The organism is Photorhabdus akhurstii, assembly GCF_019090985.1.
Classification (GTDB): domain Bacteria; phylum Pseudomonadota; class Gammaproteobacteria; order Enterobacterales; family Enterobacteriaceae; genus Photorhabdus; species Photorhabdus akhurstii.
Window position 1 is genome coordinate 5,368,425 of record NZ_CP020335.1, and the last position, 22,050, is coordinate 5,390,474.

Here is a 22,050-nt window from a genome sequence, read left to right on the forward strand (position 1 = left end):
ACGACCTAACCGATCATGGTGGTCAAGTCCTTTCTTACGGCATTTTCTATGTTTCCTAACATTACGGTATTTAACACTAAACTTTAATCATTCTCACAAAAGGAGAATTAAAAATGTCAATGATTTTTTCAAGAATAAAATTATTTCATGACTCAAATGAGGCTTTAACTCCTGAAAATGCATTACTTGATTTATATAAAATTACATGCAAGATAAACAAGTTAACAACTAGAAAAAATGGTTGGTATTTGCCTGGTTATACTCAAGAAGAGAGATTAAAAAATAATGCATTTGATGAAAACGGACCTACTAAATATGCTATAGAAGATTTTAAAGAAACTTATGATGAAAACTCTGGATTTATTGTGAAATCATTATCTGATGGAGTAGATGAGAACAACAACAGTATTCTATATATGGGTGAAGATAAAATCCATGTTAATCCTGTTAGATTAGGTAAAACTAATATATCTATAAGCATCAATTTAGATAAAGATAAATTTAATCTTCAAGACATTATTGAGCTTTTAAAAAATTCAATATCGCTTCGGAACTCTCCATTTATTTTAGTAGATACAAGAGGTTATTCGTTAAAACAAAAACAAGTTTTTCCAGATAGGGTTTATGCCGGATGGATGCTCTATTTACCAATAGAAATAGATCCGACTTTAGTTCCAATAGCAGAAGAAATAATATCTATTTCTGATAAAAATAACAAAAAAGGCTCATTGATTATTACGACAAAAAATATCTTTGATATTGAAAACCAGGAGCATATCAATAAAGCCAATGATATTGAAATATGTTTACGGGATTTACAAATACTACCATTGATGACAGAGTTATAAATATGACAAACAGAGCCGTAATCCGATTAAACGACCTAATTTATGCGCATTTCTTTAGAGCATTTACTAAATTTAATAACATTAAAGTATTTAACACTGTGATTTGATAGTTGTTTAATTATATTAATTTTGCGTAAAAAGGTAAAAATATGACAACAATATACCCAAGAATAGAACTATTTCACGATCTAAACGAGAGCATAACACCTAAAGTGGCATTGAATGATTTATATCCGGTGGTGCAACAAGTAAATAAATTATCAAATAAGCAAAGTGGTTGGCATTTACCTGAGAATTCTTTAGAAGAGAGATTGTTGTACCGAGCATTTGATGAAAATGGACCTACTGAGTACGCATTAAAACATTTTGAAGCAACTTTTGATGAAAAGTCTAAACTTATTGTTAAATCTTTATCAGATGGAAATTATGAAGACAATAATAGTATTTTATATACAAGTGAAGATGAAATTTATAATAATCCTATCCGGTTAGGTAAAACCAATATATCAATTAACATTAGTCTTAAAAAAGAAGATGTTAGTTTTGATAAATTCATAGTATTCATTAAAAATTTAATATCTAATTGTAAATCTCCATTTATTTTAGTAGATACAAGAGGTTACTCGTTAAAACAAAAACAAGTTTTTCCAGATAGGGTTTATGCCGGTTGGATGCTCTACTTACCAATTGAAATAGATCCTACTTTAGTTCCAATGGCAGAAGAAATAATATCTATTTCTGATAAAAATGACAAAAAAGGCTCATTGATTATTACGACAAAAGATATCTTTGATATTGAAAACCAGGAGCATATTAATAAAGCCAATGATATTGAAATCTGCTTGCGGGATCTACAAATACTACCATTGATGACAGAGTTATAAATATGACAAACAGAGCCGTAATCCGATTAAACGACATAACCGATCATGGTGGTAAAGTCATTACCGCCATTGATAATTACGTGTATCAAGGCGTGCCTATTGCTGCTAACGGATATTTAGCCAAGGCTTTTGCTAAATTTATTAACATTAAAACATTTAATACACCCTAAATGTAGATATTTATTTTAAAATTAGGATTAAAAAGATGAACATAATACACGCTAGAATAGAAATGTTTTATGATTTAAAAGAAAAGATAACACCGGAATTAGCATTGGATGACACATACTGCATCATGCAACAAATAAATAAAGTATCTAATAGTTCAAGTAGATGGTATCTACCTGGATATGATCTAAACGAAATAAAAGAAAATAATGTTTTTGATGAAAGTGGCATTACTGAATATGCCAAAAATCAATTCAAAGAAAGTTATGATGAGAGTTTTAAATCTATCATAAAAACATTATTTGATGTTCCAGGTGATATAAAGTTAAAAAATAGAATCATGTATTCAAGCCGTGACTATGGTAATAGGCTAGGAAAAACGGATGTAGGCATTGATCTTAGTTTCGAAAAAGAAAAATTTAATCATTCTAAGTGGATTGATTTCGTAGATTCTTTAGTTAGCAACCATTACTCTCCAATAATCATGATGGATTCCAGAGGATATTCTCTAAAACAAAAACAAGTTTTTCCAGATAGGGTTTATGCCGGTTGGATGCTCTATTTACCAATTGAAATAGATCCGACTTTAGTCCCAATGGCAGAAGAAATAATATCTATTTATGATAAAAATGACAAAAAAGGCTCATTGATTATCACTACAAAAGATATCTTTGACATAGACAACCAGAAGCATATTAATAAAGCCAATGATATTGAAATCTGCTTGCGGGATCTACAAATACTACCATTAATATCAGAGATATAAGTATGACAGACAGAGCTGTGATCCGATTAAACGACCTAACTAACATTTAAGCAAAGGTAAAAATAAATGACTACATTATCATTAAATATGAAATTATATACAGACTGGAAAGAACCATTAACTCCAACAATAGTTCTTACCGATTTATATAAAATTACACAACGAATAGATATATTTTTTGGACGCCATAAAACTTGGTATTTACCAGGAGATACTCGTCAAGAATCTTTACAACATATTGCTTTTGATCAGCAAGGAGCAACAAAAAAAGCAATAAAAGAGTTTGAAGAAGATTATACAGAAGAAAATCCTATAATTATTAAAGGGATTTGGGATGGCGAAGATGATGACCATTCATGTTCAATTTGTTATATGAATTATCGTCGAGATCGGTTAGGGCAAACCCAGATAGATTTTCATATATCTATTGAAGAAAATGAATTTCGGCTATCACGATTAATCAGCTTTATTAATTTTTTGATTTCTACTCATAGTGCACCTTATATTATGATAGAAAACAATACATATAGAATAAAAAGAAAACACGTTTTCCCAGATCGTTTAAGTGCTGGTTGGATGCTCTATTTGCCAATAGAAATAGACCCAACTTTAGCTCCAATGGCAGAAGAGATAATGCCTGTTTCTGATAAAAATGACAAAAAAGGCTCATTGATTATCACTACAAAAGATATCTTTGACATAGACAACCAGAAGCATATTAATAAAGCCAATGATATTGAAATCTGCTTGCGAGATCTACAAATATTACCTCTGATAACAGAGATATAAATATAGTAAGCAAAGCAGTCATCCGATTAAAATGACCTAACCGATCATGGTGGTAAAGTTACTACCGCCATTGATGATTGGGTTTATCAAGACGTGTCGCTGCTAAAGGTGATTAAATAAACTGCCCTAAGTGCAAAGGGGTGTTTCCTATTGTGGATGGAAAAAACCAATATTCTGTGTCTCAAAGTCTACGGCCTGGATGAGAACAATCAGCTTATCGGGCGTGGTTTTATTCCTAACGTCAGCAGTTATTCTTTCACGATTCATATACCAGTGATCATGGCAATAATAATTCGTCAGAATATCAGCGTTATCAAACTCCATCAGGCACAAATCATGCACAATTTCAGGATCAACATTGTGACTGAAAACCAGTTCACCCACAGCATTGCGTACCCGTGCGCCATTGGAAGTGATCATATAGGCATCAATACCAAGAACACCTCGGATTTGCGCAACGTCTACATGATGACGACCAGTAGCAAAAATAAAATGAATGCCTTTATGAATCAACTCACCGCCATCCTATGCTTGAAACAGGCTTTGCGAAGCTATTAATGTCGCGCCACAAGAGGTTTTCATTCCCTCCAGTGCGTACATTTGCCCATTAGAGCTGATTATTTTCGGCGTCCCTTCCACAATGGTTTGATTGCCGCCACATTTTGGACAGGATACAGCATCCCCAACCCGAGCCGCTTTCTTTCCTAACACCTCAAAGCTTCCATCACCGGCTAACACCTTGCCGCCATGCGAAGTCGAATCACCGACCAAAATAATAGAACGTGACATCTTTCCCTCCATTAACTAATGATTAAATATTAATTTCAAATTCCAACATCTGGCTATCATGGCGCCACAACGTGATTAAGAAAAATTTATATAAACAAAAATCATTGAAATAAATTACATGATCATGTTAGTTGAACACCTATAAAATTTACGTTATTAACTGTTTTAAACAAAAAATTACACATAATTAAATTATCAACCTTGATATCCATAAGATCAAAATATAAATTTACATTAATATTTGATTACAAAGAACACAAAGGTAGATATGAAAAATTTTGAAGATTTCTATAGGGAAGCACTTTCACAAATAAAGCATGATCTGAGCAACGCAGCGCAAGAGCATCCACACCTTGATCCATTTACCTCCGAATCCGGCGACCCAGATATTCTCCGCGTACTGGAAGGTTTTGCGCTTATCACTGCCGGTCTTCAACAAAAAATTGATGATGGTTTCCCGGAAGTCGTCAACCCGCTTCTACGAAAAGTATGGCCGATACCTTTACATCCGATCCCTTCAACCAGCATTGTCCAGTTAGATATTCAACCGGGCAGCATGACTGAAACCACAAGCATTGCCAAAGGCAGTGAAATTTCCGCCATACAGCAGAACCAATCCATTACGTTCAGAACCACTCAAGATATCAATATTGAGCCCATCACTTTGGTCCATAAAACGCTGACACACAGCGGAGACAAGAGCCTGATATCACTGACCTTTCAATATCATGGCCCAACTACCCACTGGAAGACAGGGCAAGTCACGCTTTTTCTCGGAGAAGATCAAAAACTGGCGTCTTTACTGACCAAATACGTAGATCAATCGCTGAACAACACTTATCTGAAAACATCCCTAAAAGAGACGGAGATGTGGCTGGCTATTGAGATCGCTCCACGCCTGAAAGAAAATTTGGTCCTGCCGAGACCACATGACTATTTCTGGCCGTTGCAGGTGTTATACGAATACCTCTATCTGCCACATGTTAATGACTTTATGTCATTTGATTTATCGGAAGAAATCGCTGAGCTCCCTTTGGGAGAAGATAAGCAATTTACCATTATTCTAGAATTTGACTGTAACATTCCCATCGAGGACATTACACCCGCATTTATTCCCCATTGCGTACCCGTTATTAACCTGGCTCCGGCAAGAACAAAACCGATAACATTTGAAAAGGGCAAATCGCGTTATGTATTAGCAGCGAATGAAATCTTTAGTATTGATAACATTAAACTCCAATCCGATCCTGATGGAACATCTGAAGGATCTGCTCACAGCGTTCCTCTTATCAATAGCGAGCAACTGGCCGCCTGCCATTTTGCCGAACCCGGTGACAACATATTACTTTTTAACCATATACGGGAAGAATCTCCATTTGGCGGCAATCAAATTAATCTCACGTTTTATGATCATCAGGCAAAACCCGTAACAAAACACCACTATCGCGAATTTTACTGCCAATATCACAGATATCATACGCAAGCACGGACATTGGGCATCGGGCAAATCTGTATACCCAGCGAGCAGATACCCAGCCATATTCAGGCCAGGAATATCGTGTCGGCGTCAAAAGATCTTCCTGCCGTCGTAAACAGTCATCAGCACTGGCCGATACTATCTTTGTTGTCGATTGGGCCATTTTTTCTCAGTCACATTGAATCAGTCAGATCTCTGGTCAAACAACTTGATACCTTCGCGCATCTGGACGCCCCGCGTAGCCAGCATATTCAGCGCATGGCGGATGGTCTCAGCGCTATCTACCTTGAGCCATACTACCATTTTGACAAGGGCATTCCTGTGAGAGGCCAAGCCATCACACTGCGCATGACACCAGAAAATTATGAGCATGAAGGAGAAATGTATGCTTTTGCCAAAACACTACACACCGCTTTCTCCCTCTGTTTTGTTGAAACCAGCTTTCACAGATTAACCGTTATCAATAACGACACCAATGAATACTGGGAATTTTACAATATGCCTGGGCATCAGAAGATCATGTAATTGAAGGAAACATTATGAAAACCGGACTCCGCTTTTCCTGCACCATCGGCAATCTGCCGCCCATGACTTTTGCGGTAGTGAATTTTACATTAGATGAAGCGCTTTCATCGTTATTTACCCTGTCTCTCACATTAGCGGCAAGCCGTTCAAATATAGACACGGACACCCTCCTGCTCCAAACCGTGCGGTTCACTGTCACCCGTGACGATATTCTGCAACGTGAAGTGAAAGGATTGGTTGCAAGCGCGGTTGTTGGCGCCACAAACCGACATCAAACTCAGTATCACCTGACAGTCAGACCAGAAATGTGGCTGCTGACACTCGATCAGGACAGCCGTATCTATCACCAGCTCAGTGTCCCCGATATTTTACAACGCATACTGAAACAGAAGAAACTCCGGGCCAATATCCATTTGAATAACCCACACTCAACACGGGAATACGTCACCATGAAAAGGGAATCATCCTATGATTTCTTTACCCGCCTGGCGGCTGAGGAGGGGATTTTCTTCTGGTTCGCCGATGACGGGCTCTATCTGAGTGATAGCTACCTGAACATGAGAGCGCCGGATACGCTGATTTACAACCCGGACATTGCCAACGCAGTAGAAGAAAATGTTATCTATAAATGGTCTCTTGGCTCCTACATGCGCCCGGAATCTACCGACCAAAAAGACAGAAATTATCACAACCCCAATTACGCTTTACAGCATAACGCCACGGATTTTGAAGCGGAGAACGGCACGCCATTTCATATTTTTGAAAGTTACGGCCGTTTTCAGAAAGACAAAGAGGGCATGCCGTTTACCCAGTACCGGCTGGAAGCCCTGCGTGTTGACAGCAAATCAGGGCAAGCGGACAGTAATTGTATTCGATTAATGCCGGGCAGAATTTTTACACTAACCAACCACCCGATTGACGCCATGAATGATCGCTGGCAAGTCGTCTCTTCCCAACATACCGGGCATGTCCCCGCCGTTTTAGGCGATAACGGAACCGGCACTACCCTGAATTCACACACCCGGTTCATTCCAGGCCGCAACGATTGGCGTCCGCCATACCGCTATAAACCATTGGCCGACGGCGACGAAGTTGCAACGGTTGTCGGGCCAGGCACTGAAGAAATTTACGTCAACAAAGATGGTGCGGTTCGCGTTCACTTTCACTGGAACCGTTATGATGCGCCTGACGACCAGGCTTCTTGCTGGGTGCGGGTTGCACAAGGCTGGAATGGCAACGGATTTGGTTTTCTGGCAACACCGCGAGTCGGTCAGGAAGTGATTATCTCCTATCTCAACGGCGATATTGACCGGCCTATCATTACCGGATGCACTTACAACGGTCTTAACCGCCCGCCGCTGAATTTACCCGCGGAAAAGACGCGCACTACGTTCAGAACCAAAACACATAAAGGTAACGGCTTTAACGAATTACGTTTTGAGGATGAAAAAGGACGGGAAGAGATTTATATCCACGCTCAACGTGATCAACTGATCCAAATCAACCACGATAAGACACAAAAAATAGAGAACGACGAAAGTCACACGGTCATGAATGATCGGCGGCATAAAATCGGCAATGATGAATTTATCCGCATCATGAATGAACAACATATTCAGGTGGATAAAAATCAGTTCGAAACCATTGAGAAAGACAAAATTACCCGGATCAACAATAGCTGGAAGGAAGAGATCTACGCCTCCCATTTCCAACAAATTGGTGAAAACAAACAGAGTGATATCAAAGGCAATTACCAATTAAATGTCATTAAAGGCATTCACTCACACACCAAAATACATACCCTGCAAGCCAGCGATACATTGATCCTCAGAGGTAAGGCAGGAAGCATCACTCTGGATGCTCAAGGCATCACACTAAACGGCAACATCTTTCTGAAAGGCCCGGTGGTAGTGCAAGGAGGAAGCGCAGGCACCGTGCCAACATTGACCGGCGCAGCCAATGAAGGACAGCCCATCGCTCAGGATTGCAAAGGAAAAGCCGATGCACAGAAGGAAACATCAGAGTGAAAACGCAATCCTCATTTAATTCAGCCTATTACTGGGTTGCCAATTGCACCTACCAAGCGATAGGTAATGAAAAACATCCTGCCGGACAATATTCAGCCAAAGCATTAATCTATGCGCCGACTGAATACGAGGCACTAACAAAGCTGTGCAATTACGTTATTGGTTTCGGAATAGCAAACGGTCAATACCAAGACATTATTGCCTTACAGACCTATTTGATGGAAAGCACTCTGCCCGAATTACGGTTAATACGCCATATCCAACAGATAAGCGATCAACACCCCGTAATATTGGTAGAACAGGAAAATGTTGACTCTCCACTGCCTGCCGCTCGTGGTGATCTAATCTTGACACAAGCCACTGATATACCTGTTTATGGAGATAACGAACATCTCTACGCGGTCATTGATGCGGCAATATACCAACAGGCAGGACGATTTATCATTCCTGATCTGCTCGCTTCCTCCTTACGCTGGCAAGGATTATTTCAGGGAGAAACTCAAGTTTCACTGGAAGATAGCGCCCCTTATCTGGTTGAACTGCATAAAGACAGTAGCAATCAGCCAGAGCTACAGCGATACATTATGAATGCCGATAACCGGGCAGAGTTGAGCTTGTTTATCCACAGCGAACAACCTTTTGAAACGCTGCTGAATCATCTGCGTAAGTTCACCTATTTAAAAAATGAGCTGACTCAGACGTGGGCATTTTTCCGTTTCTATCATCCCAACACACTGACAACACTGCTTAATACCCTGTCCGACGGGCCATTAGCCCATTTTATGCAAGGGATCAACGCAATGTGGTTCTATGGTGATAAACCCGATACCCGCCACATTATCACCATCACCGAAAACGTCCGGCAGGCAAAACCCACGCCTGTCACGCTCAATCGCCGCTTGTGCGAACTGTTTGATCAACAAGCGCAACAACGCTACGTACTTAAGACAATTGATTTTATTCAGGAAAACCTAGCTGAACGCTGTCAGGTGAATAAAAACACCCTGCCTGCTTTTGTTTTGCAGCAGACTAATCTGGCCTATTTACAAGGGCTGACGCAACAGCGAGCCATACTCTATTACGTTGCCGCCAAATGTTTAATGCCAAACGATGAAATTCACTGGCAACAGCTTTGGGAATCAGCCTGCTCACAAACAGAAACACAGGCAATACGGGCAAATTCACTTCTTGCACAATGCAACAAACTGACAACCAAGGAAATGTTATGACCACTGACTTTCAGGAACAATTTGACAAATTAATAGAAAAAGCTTACGAACTGTTCCCGCAAAATCTTGAGGTAGACAGCTATATTCAGCCCTGTGACTGCGACATTAAACCGATCTACCCGGTTCGCTATGCTTATGTGAACTTTTTCGGCAAAGAATTGGAAAAACCAGAAGCGCCCCCGGATATCCACACCCTGATGTTCTCTTCATCACTCCAACAAACCAAAGGCTATGCCGCCCGCCTGCTGCGTCCCGGCTGGATATACATTAAGGAAGAAGACCCGCTTACCGCTCGCGGCAGCAAGGCCCGGGGCTATCTTCATATCTTTAAATACTGCGTGTCAGAGAAAGAGGTTAACGGCAAAAAGCAGCGGGTAGAGAAATTTAAAAAATATATGTTCCTTAACCGCAGAGATGCCAGTGAAGGGCTTATCCCTGAGCCGGGCATTCGGGGCGAAGGCCATCCATTCCTGTTTGTCGCCAAAGATGTCATCAATATCAGTATCGCCTACAGTGAACACCCGTGGCACTCCTCGGTACTGGCTAAGATTGACAACAGTCTTGAACTGCGGCAGAAAACCATGCAGTTTATCAATCTCGAACAGAAGCAATCCCCCTTTGCGGTTAACGCCTCAGACAAGTATTTTCGAAAACTGATTGTCGATTACAAAATCCGGCAGGAACAGTTTGCCAACATCAAGTCCATCATTGAAAAAGACATCAATGAGCTGGATTTGGCTGACGTCAGTATTGATACGCTGACCACTCAGGACAGCTACGAAATGGACGCCGGTAAGATTATCCAGGAAATCAACAGTTATCTGCACTTCAATGAACAGGCGCGGATTGTGATCCTGCATGACCCAGTAGGCCGTCAGCGGGATATTGTGGAAGCCTATTCTATCCTGAATTTGTGGCAACAGAGCTATAACGCCTCCAACATCTATCCACTGACCATCGGTTTCTATGTCGAAAAGCTCAAAGCCACCAAAAACCCGGAGCTGAAAAAGAAAATAGATGACAGTATTGATTCTGACGCCTGGGAAAATGACTGGCCGAAACTAAAAAAAGTCACCGAAGATTTTGAAGCGCGTCAGGCAATGTTTATGAAATTGTTTGAAGCTTTTGCGGATAACCCGGACCTCAGTTATCAAGTCGGCGGGCTGCAAAATTACTTTCACTACTTCTTTTCACTGCAAGATGAAAAACAGACGCTGGCAGAAGAGGACGCGCTGGAGTTCCGGTTTTTCAGTGAAATTCTCTCCGGTCTGCTCGGCAACCTGCAATCATCCTTGCCCGGCCAGCAGGTTTTGGCAAAGCTTGCGGCCAAAGAGTCGGACAGCAACGGGGATGGCAACTTCTGGCGCACCATTACCACCGGGGTTGTCACCGTACTGAATAACGACAAAGTAAAATCACCGCTGCTTAAAGGCCCGTTTATTAGTGGAGTCGATAATATTCTGCTGGGGATGGGGACCTTTCTGGCAACCGTCTGCGCCTATACTCATCAGGCAATTTATCAGGGTTCAAGTTATGTCCGCCAGCTTCCCCAGAAAGCGATTGACCAGATAACCCAACAACTGGTTCCGGCCTTGTTATCCACGCTAGGCGTAGTGATTGAACCAGACGGCCGAGTGGCACTCAGTGAACAGAGCTATCAGGAAGTGCTTAAGCGGCTGGAGTCGAAAACGAATCGCCACCGACCTGACCCGGCAGTGCGTCAACAGGCTATCGGAGAACGGATGATTAACTGGAGTAAGCGCCTGGAATCACTTGGCAATAAACCGGTGATAACTCTACCGGAAGTTAAGACCAGTGTGGACTCGCCGGTTCAGCTGTTTACCTTAGAAGGGGCTAATAAAACCTCTATTGGTTTACTGTTTGATTCTTCATTGACCGGTGTCAGCCTGTTTCTGAATGCATTCACCCTGTCCGATGTGCTCATGCAGACAGAATATGCCCGCAACAACCCTTTACAACCCGGGCCTTCCTATATGAATCTGCTGCGCTTTAGTACCGCGGTGATTGGTATGAGTGCTGATTTGACTTCCATCGGTTCGACGTTGGCTAGCAAAGTAAACTCTCCCATAGTGAAAGCATTGATGAATGGGCTAAAAGTGCCTGCCATCAATGCGGCGATGGTTAGTCAATTTTCCCGTGTTGCCGGTAGTGTGGCAGGATACTTGGGAGCAATTATCTCTTTCTATGATGCAAGTAACGCCTTTAAAGTAGGTAATAGTGTGGAAGGTTATAGCCAGGTAGCTATAGGGACAGGCACGATGATTCTGACCACAGTCGGATTAATATTCTTCGTCGCTGGCTCTGTCATGACAGCAGGAATGCTGGCATGGCTGGCTGCGGGAATCAGTTTGCTTGTCGGTGGCAGTATTGGACAGGCCACCAGTGCCTGGTCAGATTTGGAAAAAGTGCTGAATAACTGTTTTTGGGGAGCGGGAGATAAGTATTTCTTTTGGGGAGAAAAAGGAAGACCTGAAATATCTGAACAGCTTAAAACAGCAAGAAGAATGGACAATGAAACACAAGCTCACTTCGTTATCGAAAACCAAGAATTTTTAAATCTCTTTATTCAGCCACAGTTGAAAATACAGCAGGGATTTGGTGTTACTACCTATCGTTTCACCTTGCCTGCTTTTCAGATCAATCTCTCAAATATTCGTGGGATATTTGTGACTTTACCCAAGACCTCTTATTGGGGAGAAAGAGTCGATTATGTTGAGATTAACCGCCGCAAATATTCCCCTGATGCTCTTCGCAATGCCAAATTTAAGGAAGCCCAGGAACAGGCCAAATTGACCCTAAATGGTGATACTGCAACATTGGAGATAACAGTCACGGAAACAATGGGAGTTTATCCCCATAGTAGCGAACTGTACTGGTACTATGAGCAATCAGCAAATGTCATCGCCCCTCTGCGCTATTTATGGGGAGAAAAACCCACAGCGGAAAATACTATTAAGGGTAGTTTTGATGGAGAACGAACACTATGAGGCAATGCCTAAAAAACTTATTCAAAAAATGGTTTCTTACGATTCATCCTCTGCCATCCCAACGGCTAGCTCGCTGGGAAAAAGAACTTCTGGCAGCACCACCAGATATTAAGGATGAGGAAACAATTAAACATGTAGAAATATTGGACTACCTTGATGATAAGGAGTGTCATATCCGCAATCCTCAACGCCGTTTTAGGAGTATTAATCTAATCCCTGTTACATTAGGGATTATTAGTAGTCTTATTCTGAATATTAACGGATTTATCGAAGACCGTAAAAACGATGAAGCAGGGATCCATCGGTGGGTCAACTTAGTCAAAGAAGAATATGGTGACAAATTTTACCTACGCGATGACTTACCCGATTATATGGAAAATGCTCGATATATTGGTAATGATAAAGAAATTTCACTGAGAAAATATTTACATTACCGTTATAATTATTATCGGCATAGCGACTCTTTTTTGAAAATTGATATAGGCTTCCTACTACTCTATCTACTGGTTATTCCACCCTTTGTATATTGTATATTTTTTTGGCAGAGTCAGGCACCATTAATTATCGACCGTGAACGACAAATTTTCTACACCTGGCATAAAGGTAAAGCCTATGCTGCCCGTTATCCACAATTAGGTATGATGGAAAAAACCAATATTCTGTATCTCAAAGTCTACGGATTGGATGAAAATAATAACCTTATCGAACGTGTCTTTATCCCTAATGTCAGCAGTTATACTTTTGCTTTTTTAAGCAGTGGCAATGATAAAGGTCTGGCGCTGGCTTTTATGGTGAAATTTTTATTAAACGGCAAAGAGGCAGTCAGTAAGGTCGATTATAAACGTCGTGGATCGCTTATCTGGTGGAGTAAAGATAAAAGACCTGCCGATTTAGACGCTCAAATTCCGTTGATTTTGGCTGAATTGGATCGTTTAGGTCCCCCTGATGAAGATCTTTCCGAATGAAACAACGATTAAAAAACTTACTCAAAAAATGGTTTCCCACTATCCATCCAATGCTAGCCAAACGGCTAGCGCTCTGGGAAAAAGAAATTCTGGCGGTACCACCGGATATTAAGGATGAAAAAACCATTAAACATGTGGAGATACTAGACAACCTTAATAATAAGGAGTGCTGGGTTAGGAATCCTCAGCGTCGTTATCGGAGTATTGTTCTAATTCCAGTTACTCTGGGGATTATTAGTAGTCTGGTGTTAAATGTTAACGATTTTATGGAATCGAGAAAAAAAAATGAAGCGTGGATTCATAGTTGGGTAAACTTGGCGAAAAAAAAGTATGGAGAAGAATTTTATCTACGGAATGATTTACCTGATTATATGGAAGATGCTCGCTATATTGGTAATGATGAAGAAATTTCACTAAGGAAATATTTATATTATCGTTATACTTTTTACCCAAGCAGCACCCGATTGCTCATAATTGATATAAGTTTCTTTCTGCTCTATCTATTGATTATTCCACCCTTTGTATATTGTATATTTTTTTGGCAGAGTCAGGCGCCATTAATTATTGACCGTGAACGACAGATTTTCTACACCTGGTATAAAGGTAAAGCCTATGCCGCCCGTTATCCACAATTAGGCATGGTGGAAAAAGCTAATATTTTGTATCTCAAAGTCTACGGCCTGGATGAAAATAATAACCTTATCGGACGCGGCTTTATTCCTAATGTCAGCAGTTATACTTTTGCTTTCTTAAGTAGTGGCAATGATAAAGCTCTGGCAGTCGCCTTTATGGTGAAATTTTTATTAAACGGCAAAGAAGCGGTCAGTAAGGTCGATTATAAACGTCGTGGATCGCTTATCTGGTGGAGTAAAGATAAAAGACCTGCCGATTTAGAAGCTCAAATTCCGTTGATTCTGGCCGAATTGGATCGCTTAGGTCCCCCTGATGAAGATCTTTCCGAATGAAGCAACGATTAAGAAATTTACTCAAAAAATGGTTTCCCACTATTCATCCTTTGCCAGCCCAACGGCTGGCACGCTGGGAAAAAGAAATTCTGGCAGCACCACCGGATATTAAGGATGCAGAAACCATCAAACATGTGGAAATACTGGACTATCTTGATGATAAGGAGTGTCATATCCGCAATCCTCAACGCCGTTTTAGGAGTATTAATCTAATCCCTGTTACATTAGGGATTATTAGTAGCCTTATTCTTAACATTAATAGCTTTATAAAAGAACGAAGAAGTGGTGAAGAAAACATTCATCATTGGGTTGATATAGTGAAAAAGGAATATGGTGATAAATTTTATCTACGCAATGATTTGCCAGATTATATGGAAGGAGCCCGTTACATCGGTAACGATAAAGAAATTTCACTAAGAAAATACCTACACTATCGCTACAATTTTTATGAATATAGCAATGATATTTTTATAACTGATATGGTATTTCTACTGCTTTATCTAATAATTATTCCACCGTTTGTTTGGGGAATATTCTTTTCCCAGAGACAAGCACCATTAATTATCGATCGCGAACGGCAGATCTTTTATACTTGGTATAAAGGCAAAGCTTATGCCGCCCGCTATCCCCAAGTAGGCATGGCAGAAAAAACTAATATTCTGTTCTTCAAAGTTTATGGCCTAGACGAAAATAATAACCTTGTCGGGCGTGGTTTTATCCCTAACGTCAGCAGTTATTCTTTTGCCTTCTTAAGTAGTGGCAATGATAAAGCGCTGGCAGTCGCCTTTATGGTGAAGTTTTTATTAAACGGCAAAGAAACGGTCAGTAAGGTGGATTATAAACGCCGTGAGCCGCTTATCTGGTGGAGTAAAGATAAAAGACCTGCTGATTTAGAAGCCCAAATTCCCCTAATTCTGGCTGAATTGGATCGCTTAGGTCCCCCTGATGAAGATCTTTCCGAATGAAGCAACGATTAAAAAACTTACTCAAAAAATGGTTTCCCACTATTCATCCACTGCCAGCCAAGCGGCTGGCATGCTGGGAAAAAGAAATTCTTGCAGTACCACCAGATATTAAGGATAAAGAAACCATTAAACACGTGGAAATATTGGACTACCTTGATAATAAAGAATGTCATATTCGCAATACCCAACGCCGCGCTCGAAGTATTGCCTTGATCCCAGTAACGCTGGGGATTATTAGTAGTCTGGTTTTAAACATTAACGATTTTATGGATTCGAGAAAAAAAAATGAAGAAGCTATTCATCGATGGGTCGGTTATGCAAAAAAAGACTATGGTGAAGAATTTTATTTACGTAATGATTTGCCTGCGGATATGGAAGATATGCGTTATATTGGTAATGATAAAGAGATATCTTTGAGGAAATATCTATATTACCGTTATAACTACTTTAAAAACAGTGGTTATTTGTTGAAGGTTGATATTGCATTTCTGCTACTCTATCTGCTGATTATTCCTCCTTTTGTCTGGGCCATATTTTTCTTACGCCGTCAGGCACCATTAATTATCGATCGTGAACGACAGATCTTTTACACCTGGTATAAAGGCAAAGCTTATGCCGCTCGTTATCCACAAGTAGGCATGGCAGAAAAAACTAATATTCTGTTCCTCAAAGTCTACGGCCTGGATGAGAACAATAAACTTATCGGACGTGGTTTTATCCCTAACGTCAGCAGTTATTCTTTTGCCTTCTTAAGTAGTGGCAATGATAAAGGTTTGGCCGTCGCCTTTATGGTGAAATTCTTATTAAACGGCAAAGAAGCAGTCAGTAAGGTCGATTATAAACGCCGTGAGCCACTTATTTGGTGGAGTAAAGATAAAAGACCTGCCGATTTAGAGGCACAAATTCCATTGATTCTGGCTGAATTGGATCGTTTAGGTCCACCTGATGAAGATCTTTCCGAATGAAACAACGATTAAAAAACTTACTCAAAAAATGGTTTCCTACTATTCATCCACTGCCAGCCAAACGGCTGGCACGTTGGGAAAAAGAAATTTTGGCAGTACCACCAGATATTAATAATGCAGAAACCATCAAACATATGGAAATATTGGATTACCTTGATAATAAGGAATGCCATATCCGTAACACTCAACGCCGTGCCCGAAGTATTGCTTTGATTCCCGTAACTCTGGGGATTATTAGTAGCCTGATTTTGAGCATTAATAATTTTATAGAAGAACGAAGAAGTGGAGAAGCATACATTCACCGTTGGGTTAATTTAGTCAAAGAAGAATATGGTGAGAAATTTTATCTACGCAATGATTTACCGGATTATATGGAAAATGCACGTTATATTGGTAATGATAAAGAGATTTCTCTAAGAAAATACCTACATTATCGCTATAACTATTATGAATATAGTGATGATATTTTTATAATTGATATGACATTTATGCTACTTTATCTATTGATGATTCCGCTTTTTGTCTGGGCCGTCTTTTTTTTACGCCGGCAGGCACCATTAATTATTGATCGTGACCGACAGATTTTTTACACCTGGTATAAAGGCAAAGCTTATGCCGCCCGCTATCCCCAAGTAGGCATGGCAGAAAAAACTAATATTCTGTTCCTCAAAGTTTATGGCCTAGACGAAAATAATAACCTTGTCGGGCGTGGTTTTATCCCTAACGTCAGCAGTTATACTTTTGCTTTCTTAAGTAGTGGCAATGATAAAGCTCTGGCAGTCGCCTTTATGGTGAAATTCTTATTAAACGGCAAAGAGGCGGTCAGTAAAGTGGATTATAAACGCCGTGAGCCGCTTATCTGGTGGAGTAAAGATAAAAGACCCACTGATTTAGAGGTACAAATTCCGTTGATTCTGGCAGAATTGGATCGCCTAGGTCCCCCAGATGAAGATCTTTCCGAATGAAAGCAGCATTAAAAAGTTTACTTAAAAAGTGGTTTCCCACTATTCATCCACTGCCGTCTAAACGGCTGGCACTTTGGGAAAAAGAAATTCTGGCAGTCCCTCCAGATATTAAGGATAAGGAAACCATTAAGAATATGGAAATACTAGATTACCTGAATGATAAAGAATGCCATATCCGCAATCCTCAACGCCGTTTTAGAAATATTAATCTAATCCCTGTAACATTAGGGATTATCAGTAGTCTTATTCTTAACATTAATAGCTTTATAAAAGAACGAAGAAGTGGTGAAGAAAACATTCATCATTGGGTTAATATAGTGAAAAAGGAATATGGTGATAAATTTTATCTACGTAATTATTTGCCAAATTATATGAAAGGGGCCAGTTATATCGGTAACGATAAAGAAATCTCCCTGAAAAAATACCTATATTATCGCTATAATTTCTATGAGTATAGCAATGATATTTTTATAATTGATATGGTATTTCTACTACTTTATCTAATAATTATTCCACCGTTTGTTTGGGGAGTATTCTTTTCCCAGAGACAAGCACCATTAATTATCGACCGTGAACGACAAATTTTTTATACCTGGTATAAAGGCAAAGCCTATGCCGCTCGTTATCCACAAGTAGGCATGGCAGAAAAAACTAATATTCTGTTCCTCAAAGTCTACGGCCTGGATGAGAACAATAAACTTATCGGACGTGGTTTTATCCCTAACGTCAGCAGTTATTCTTTTGCCTTCTTAAGTAGTGGCAATGATAAAGGTTTGGCCGTCGCCTTTATGGTGAAATTCTTATTAAACGGCAAAGAAGCAGTCAGTAAGGTCGATTATAAACGCCGTGAGCCACTTATTTGGTGGAGTAAAGATAAAAGACCTGCCGATTTAGAGGCACAAATTCCATTGATTCTGGCTGAATTGGATCGTTTAGGTCCCCCTGATGAAGATCTTTCCGAATGAAACAACGATTAAAAAACTTACTCAAAAAATGGTTTCCTACTATTCATCCACTGCCAGCCAAACGGCTGGCACGTTGGGAAAAAGAAATTTTGGCAGTACCACCAGATATTAAGAATGCAGAAACCATCAAACATATGGAAATATTGGATTACCTTGATAATAAGGAATGCCATATCCGTAACACTCAACGCCGTGCCCGAAGTATTGCTTTGATTCCCGTAACTCTGGGGATTATTAGTAGCCTGATTTTGAGCATTAATAATTTTATAGAAGAACGAAGAAGTGGAGAAGCATACATTCACCGTTGGGTTAATTTAGTCAAAGAAGAATATGGTGAGAAATTTTATCTACGCAATGATTTACCGGATTATATGGAAAATGCACGTTATATTGGTAATGATAAAGAGATTTCTCTAAGAAAATACCTACATTATCGCTATAACTATTATGAATATAGTGATGATATTTTTATAATTGATATGACATTTATGCTACTTTATCTATTGATGATTCCGCTTTTTGTCTGGGCCGTCTTTTTTTTACGCCGGCAGGCACCATTAATTATTGATCGTGACCGACAGATTTTTTACACCTGGTATAAAGGCAAAGCTTATGCCGCCCGCTATCCCCAAGTAGGCATGGCAGAAAAAACTAATATTCTGTTCCTCAAAGTTTATGGCCTAGACGAAAATAATAACCTTGTCGGGCGTGGTTTTATCCCTAACGTCAGCAGTTATTCTTTTGCTTTTTTAAGTAGTGGTAATGATAAAGCGCTGGCAGTCGCCTTTATGGTGAAATTCTTATTAAACGGCAAAGAGGCGGTCAGTAAGGTGGACTATAAACGCCGTGAGCCGCTTATCTGGTGGAGTAAAGATAAAAGACCCGCCGATTTAGAAGCTCAAATTCCATTGATTCTGGCAGAACTGGATCGCTTAGGTCCCCCTGATGAAGATCTTTCTGAATGAAACAACGATTAAAAAAATTACTTAAAAAATGGTTTCCCACTATTCACCCACTGCCAGCCAAACGACTGGCGCTCTGGGAAAAAGAAATTCTAGCAGTACCACCTGATATTAAGGATGAAGAAACCATTAAACACGTGGAGATACTGGATTACCTTGATAATAGGGAGTGCCATGTTCGTAACACTCAACGCCGCGCTCGGAGTATTACTTTGATTCCTGTAACACTAGGACTAATCACCAGTATGTTATTAACAGTAAATGATTTCATAGAAGAACGAAAGAGTAATGAATCAGAAATTTATCATTGGGTTGATGTAGCTAAAAAAGAATATGGGGAGAAGTTTTACCTACGTGATGATCTACCTGACTATTTGAACGGTATGGATTATATTGGTGATGATAAAGATCTTTCCCTGATAAAATACTTGCATTACCGCTATAATTATTATGAATATAGTGACTATTATTTTAAAATTGATATAGGTTTCCTGCTACTCTACCTACTGATTATTCCACCTTTTGTATGGGCTATGTTTTTTTTACGTCGACAAGCCCCATTAATTATCGATCGTGAACGGCAAATTTTTTACACTTGGTATAAAGGTAAAGTCTATGCCGCTCGTTATCCACAAGTAGGCATGGCAGAAAAAACTAACATTCTTTTCCTCAAAGTCTACGGCCTGGATGAGAACAATCAACTTATCGGGCGTGGCTTTATCCCTAACGTCAGCAGTTATTCTTTTGCTTTTTTAAGCAGTGGCAATGATAAAGGGTTAGCCGTGGCCTTTATGGTGAAATTCTTATTAAACGGCAAAGAGGCGGTCAGTAAGGTGGATTATAAACGCCATGAGCCGCTTATTTGGTGGAGTAGAGATAAAAGACCCGCCGATTTAGAAGCTCAAATTCCGTTGATTTTGGCAGAATTGGATCGTTTAGGTCCCCCTGATGAAGATCTTTCCGAATGAAACAACGATTAAAAAACTTGCTTAAAAAATGGTTTCCCACTATTCATCCATTGCCAGCCCGACGGCTGGCACGCTGGGAAAAAGAAATTCTGGCGGCACCACCGGATATCAAGAGTGAAGAAACCATTAAGCACGTGGAAATACTGGATCGCCTTAACGATAAGGAATGCTGGGTTAGAAATCCCCAGCGTCGCTTCCGAAGTATTACCTTAATTCCGGTAACACTAGGATTAATTACTAGCCTGTTATTAACAGTGAATGATTTTATAGAAGAGCGAAAAAGTGCTGAATCTAATCTTCATGATTGGATAGAGTTGGTAAAGGGAAAATATGGCGAAGAGTTTTATTTGCGCAATGATTTGCCCAATTATATGGAAGATGCCCGTTATATTGGTAACGATAAAGAAATCTCTCTGAGAAAATATCTGCATTATCGCTATAATTATTATAAATATAGTAATGATATTTTTTTAACTGATATGGCATTTTTGCTACTTTACCTACTGATTATTCCACCTTTTGTTTGGGGTGTGTTTTTTTCTCTCCGACAAGCACCATTAATTATCGACCGTGAACGGCAAATTTTTTACACCTGGTACAAAGGTAAAGCCTATGCCGCCCGCTATCCACAAGTAGGCATGGGGGAAAAAACTAATATTTTTTATCTCAAAGTGTATGGACTGGACGAAAATAATAACCTTGTCGGACGTGGTTTTATCCTTAACGTCAGCAGTTATACTTTTGCTTTTTTAAGCAGTGGCAATGATAAAGGTCTGGCGCTGGCTTTTATGGTGAAATTTTTATTAAACGGCAAAGAAGCGGTCAGTAAGGTGGATTATAAACGCCGTGAGCCGCTTATCTGGTGGAGTAAAGATAAAAGACCCGCCGATTTAGAGGCACAAATTCCGTTGATTTTGGCAGAATTGGATCGCTTAGGTCCCCCTGATGAGGAAGAAAATTAATAAAAAACAGCGCCAACAGCGCTGTGATTACAGTGGATAATAAATTAAACCTGATATATTTTGCACAAATAATGGGAAACCGCATCATCAGCGTTTGAGCCAATCACTTCCATATCTGGCAAGATATCTTTCAAACGCTGGTGAGCATCCTGCATAATGCAGCCCTTACCTGCTACCGTCAGCATTTCAAAGTCATTCATGCCATCACCAAAAGCAATACAATCACTCAATTTATAGCCCATAGATTGGGCTACCCGCTCAAGTGCATGACCTTTCGACACCCCACCCGCCATCACTTCCAGGCAATTGCGCAACGAGAAACTCACATTGACTCTATCGCCCCAACGCGTTTTGATTTTCTCTTCCAACACAACCAATAGATCATGATCTTCGCAGGTGAAATAAACTTTGCATACATCATCGGTTTTGAAGTTGTCACGCTCAAAAAGTTGGTAATGAAACACGGATTCCTGAAAAAACTCTTTCTGCTCAGGGCATTCACGATTCATATACCAGTGATCATGGCAGTAATAATTCGTCAGAATATCAGCGTTATCAAATTCCATTAGACACAATTCATGCACAATCTCAGGATCAACATTGTGACTGAAAACCAGTTCACCCACAGCGTTGTGTACCCGAGCGCCATTGGAAGTGATCATATAGGCATCAATACCAAGAACATCTCGGATTTGCGCAACGTCCACATGATGACGACCAGTGGCAAAAATAAAATGAATGCCTTTATTGGTCAGTAAATTAAGGGTTTCCTTGGTGTAAGAAGTTAATTTGTGATCAGGGGATAGCAAAGTGCCATCTAAATCTGAAGCAACAATATGATACATAGTTATAGTTCCT

The 22,050-nt window shown here is 40.0% G+C and carries 20 protein-coding genes and 1 pseudogene; 18 read left to right on the plus strand and 3 right to left on the minus strand.

All coding sequences use genetic code 11. The annotated features are described in order from the left end of the window. The first annotated feature begins 113 nt into the window (after positions 1-113). The 5 genes from B0X70_RS23065 (at position 114) to B0X70_RS23085 (ending at position 3,455) form a co-directional block, all read left to right on the plus strand. Positions 114-848: an immunity 52 family protein gene (locus B0X70_RS23065; RefSeq protein WP_217470479.1), complete on the plus strand. Its 735-nt coding sequence runs from the start codon at positions 114-116 to the stop codon at positions 846-848. Positions 849-997: 149 nt separating this feature from the next. After that, complete coding sequence (locus B0X70_RS23070; RefSeq protein ID WP_217470480.1) at positions 998-1,732, plus strand: immunity 52 family protein; 735 nt, start codon at positions 998-1,000, stop codon at positions 1,730-1,732. 2 nt (positions 1,733-1,734) lie between these two features. Continuing rightward, positions 1,735-1,902 (plus strand): PAAR domain-containing protein, encoded by a 168-nt coding sequence (locus tag B0X70_RS23075; protein ID WP_377312410.1) that lies wholly within the window; start codon positions 1,735-1,737, stop codon positions 1,900-1,902. A gap of 35 nt (positions 1,903-1,937) precedes the next feature. Beyond that, entirely contained in the window at positions 1,938-2,666 is a 729-nt protein-coding gene (locus tag B0X70_RS23080; RefSeq protein ID WP_217470481.1) for an immunity 52 family protein, read from the plus strand. Between the two features lie 66 nt (positions 2,667-2,732). After that, entirely contained in the window at positions 2,733-3,455 is a 723-nt protein-coding gene (locus B0X70_RS23085; protein ID WP_217470482.1) for an immunity 52 family protein, read from the plus strand. Positions 3,456-3,602: 147 nt separating this feature from the next. Here B0X70_RS23085 and B0X70_RS23090 read toward each other — a convergent pair. Continuing rightward, a pseudogene (locus tag B0X70_RS23090) lies at positions 3,603-3,968 on the minus strand (HAD hydrolase family protein); the annotation flags it as partial. Between the two features lie 12 nt (positions 3,969-3,980). After that, a complete protein-coding gene (locus B0X70_RS23095; protein WP_110087272.1) occupies positions 3,981-4,244 on the minus strand; it encodes a PAAR domain-containing protein in 264 nt (87 codons plus the stop codon). Positions 4,245-4,512: 268 nt separating this feature from the next. Between B0X70_RS23095 and B0X70_RS23100 the strand changes: the two genes are divergently transcribed. The 13 genes from B0X70_RS23100 to B0X70_RS23160 are packed head-to-tail and all read left to right on the plus strand — an operon-like array spanning position 4,513 to position 21,192. Next, positions 4,513-6,246: a type VI secretion system baseplate subunit TssF gene (locus B0X70_RS23100; RefSeq protein WP_246593376.1), complete on the plus strand. Its 1,734-nt coding sequence runs from the start codon at positions 4,513-4,515 to the stop codon at positions 6,244-6,246. A 14-nt stretch (positions 6,247-6,260) separates the two neighbouring features. Continuing rightward, positions 6,261-8,273 carry a type VI secretion system tip protein TssI/VgrG gene (tssI, locus tag B0X70_RS23105; protein ID WP_217470484.1) on the plus strand — a complete coding sequence of 671 codons (2,013 nt, stop codon included), beginning with the start codon at positions 6,261-6,263 and terminating at the stop codon, positions 8,271-8,273. Continuing rightward, on the plus strand, positions 8,270-9,502 hold the full coding sequence (locus B0X70_RS23110) for a DUF4123 domain-containing protein (protein WP_105399811.1): 1,233 nt from the start codon (positions 8,270-8,272) through the stop codon (positions 9,500-9,502). The genes tssI and B0X70_RS23110 overlap by 4 nt, the downstream gene beginning before the upstream one ends. Then, positions 9,499-12,510, plus strand: coding sequence for a toxin VasX (locus B0X70_RS23115; protein WP_217470485.1), 3,012 nt, complete (start codon positions 9,499-9,501; stop codon positions 12,508-12,510). The genes B0X70_RS23110 and B0X70_RS23115 overlap by 4 nt, the downstream gene beginning before the upstream one ends. After that, positions 12,507-13,475, plus strand: a complete 969-nt coding sequence (locus B0X70_RS23120; protein ID WP_217470486.1) for a hypothetical protein — start codon at positions 12,507-12,509, stop codon at positions 13,473-13,475. Before B0X70_RS23115 ends, B0X70_RS23120 begins: the two co-directional genes overlap by 4 nt. Beyond that, complete coding sequence (locus B0X70_RS23125) at positions 13,472-14,440, plus strand: hypothetical protein (RefSeq protein WP_217470487.1); 969 nt, start codon at positions 13,472-13,474, stop codon at positions 14,438-14,440. Before B0X70_RS23120 ends, B0X70_RS23125 begins: the two co-directional genes overlap by 4 nt. Continuing rightward, positions 14,437-15,405 carry a hypothetical protein gene (locus B0X70_RS23130; protein WP_217470488.1) on the plus strand — a complete coding sequence of 323 codons (969 nt, stop codon included), beginning with the start codon at positions 14,437-14,439 and terminating at the stop codon, positions 15,403-15,405. Before B0X70_RS23125 ends, B0X70_RS23130 begins: the two co-directional genes overlap by 4 nt. Beyond that, entirely contained in the window at positions 15,402-16,370 is a 969-nt protein-coding gene (locus B0X70_RS23135; RefSeq protein WP_217470489.1) for a hypothetical protein, read from the plus strand. Before B0X70_RS23130 ends, B0X70_RS23135 begins: the two co-directional genes overlap by 4 nt. Continuing rightward, positions 16,367-17,335, plus strand: coding sequence for a hypothetical protein (locus tag B0X70_RS23140; protein WP_217470490.1), 969 nt, complete (start codon positions 16,367-16,369; stop codon positions 17,333-17,335). Before B0X70_RS23135 ends, B0X70_RS23140 begins: the two co-directional genes overlap by 4 nt. Beyond that, positions 17,332-18,300: a hypothetical protein gene (locus B0X70_RS23145; RefSeq protein WP_217470491.1), complete on the plus strand. Its 969-nt coding sequence runs from the start codon at positions 17,332-17,334 to the stop codon at positions 18,298-18,300. The genes B0X70_RS23140 and B0X70_RS23145 overlap by 4 nt, the downstream gene beginning before the upstream one ends. Then, on the plus strand, positions 18,297-19,265 hold the full coding sequence (locus tag B0X70_RS23150) for a hypothetical protein (protein ID WP_217470492.1): 969 nt from the start codon (positions 18,297-18,299) through the stop codon (positions 19,263-19,265). The genes B0X70_RS23145 and B0X70_RS23150 overlap by 4 nt, the downstream gene beginning before the upstream one ends. Further along, entirely contained in the window at positions 19,262-20,230 is a 969-nt protein-coding gene (locus B0X70_RS23155) for a hypothetical protein (protein WP_217470493.1), read from the plus strand. Before B0X70_RS23150 ends, B0X70_RS23155 begins: the two co-directional genes overlap by 4 nt. Continuing rightward, positions 20,227-21,192, plus strand: coding sequence for a hypothetical protein (locus B0X70_RS23160; protein WP_217470494.1), 966 nt, complete (start codon positions 20,227-20,229; stop codon positions 21,190-21,192). Before B0X70_RS23155 ends, B0X70_RS23160 begins: the two co-directional genes overlap by 4 nt. Before the next feature lie 44 nt (positions 21,193-21,236). On the opposite strand, the gene yigL is transcribed toward B0X70_RS23160, so the two are convergent. Further along, the gene (yigL, locus tag B0X70_RS23165) at positions 21,237-22,037 is read right to left on the minus strand and encodes a sugar/pyridoxal phosphate phosphatase YigL (protein ID WP_040150964.1); all 801 of its coding nucleotides are present in this window, start codon (positions 22,035-22,037) and stop codon (positions 21,237-21,239) included. Positions 22,038-22,050 lie beyond the last annotated feature (13 nt).

Coding starts and splice junctions, on each gene's coding strand:
- B0X70_RS23065 (WP_217470479.1), top strand. CDS start 114: ATGTCAATGATTTTTTCAAGAATAAAATTATTTCATGACTCAAATGAG.
- B0X70_RS23070 (WP_217470480.1), top strand. CDS start 998: ATGACAACAATATACCCAAGAATAGAACTATTTCACGATCTAAACGAG.
- B0X70_RS23075 (WP_377312410.1), top strand. CDS start 1,735: ATGACAAACAGAGCCGTAATCCGATTAAACGACATAACCGATCATGGT.
- B0X70_RS23080 (WP_217470481.1), top strand. CDS start 1,938: ATGAACATAATACACGCTAGAATAGAAATGTTTTATGATTTAAAAGAA.
- B0X70_RS23085 (WP_217470482.1), top strand. CDS start 2,733: ATGACTACATTATCATTAAATATGAAATTATATACAGACTGGAAAGAA.
- B0X70_RS23095 (WP_110087272.1), bottom strand. CDS start 4,244: ATGTCACGTTCTATTATTTTGGTCGGTGATTCGACTTCGCATGGCGGC.
- B0X70_RS23100 (WP_246593376.1), top strand. CDS start 4,513: ATGAAAAATTTTGAAGATTTCTATAGGGAAGCACTTTCACAAATAAAG.
- tssI (WP_217470484.1), top strand. CDS start 6,261: ATGAAAACCGGACTCCGCTTTTCCTGCACCATCGGCAATCTGCCGCCC.
- B0X70_RS23115 (WP_217470485.1), top strand. CDS start 9,499: ATGACCACTGACTTTCAGGAACAATTTGACAAATTAATAGAAAAAGCT.
- B0X70_RS23120 (WP_217470486.1), top strand. CDS start 12,507: ATGAGGCAATGCCTAAAAAACTTATTCAAAAAATGGTTTCTTACGATT.
- B0X70_RS23125 (WP_217470487.1), top strand. CDS start 13,472: ATGAAACAACGATTAAAAAACTTACTCAAAAAATGGTTTCCCACTATC.
- B0X70_RS23130 (WP_217470488.1), top strand. CDS start 14,437: ATGAAGCAACGATTAAGAAATTTACTCAAAAAATGGTTTCCCACTATT.
- B0X70_RS23135 (WP_217470489.1), top strand. CDS start 15,402: ATGAAGCAACGATTAAAAAACTTACTCAAAAAATGGTTTCCCACTATT.
- B0X70_RS23140 (WP_217470490.1), top strand. CDS start 16,367: ATGAAACAACGATTAAAAAACTTACTCAAAAAATGGTTTCCTACTATT.
- B0X70_RS23145 (WP_217470491.1), top strand. CDS start 17,332: ATGAAAGCAGCATTAAAAAGTTTACTTAAAAAGTGGTTTCCCACTATT.
- B0X70_RS23150 (WP_217470492.1), top strand. CDS start 18,297: ATGAAACAACGATTAAAAAACTTACTCAAAAAATGGTTTCCTACTATT.
- B0X70_RS23155 (WP_217470493.1), top strand. CDS start 19,262: ATGAAACAACGATTAAAAAAATTACTTAAAAAATGGTTTCCCACTATT.
- B0X70_RS23160 (WP_217470494.1), top strand. CDS start 20,227: ATGAAACAACGATTAAAAAACTTGCTTAAAAAATGGTTTCCCACTATT.
- yigL (WP_040150964.1), bottom strand. CDS start 22,037: ATGTATCATATTGTTGCTTCAGATTTAGATGGCACTTTGCTATCCCCT.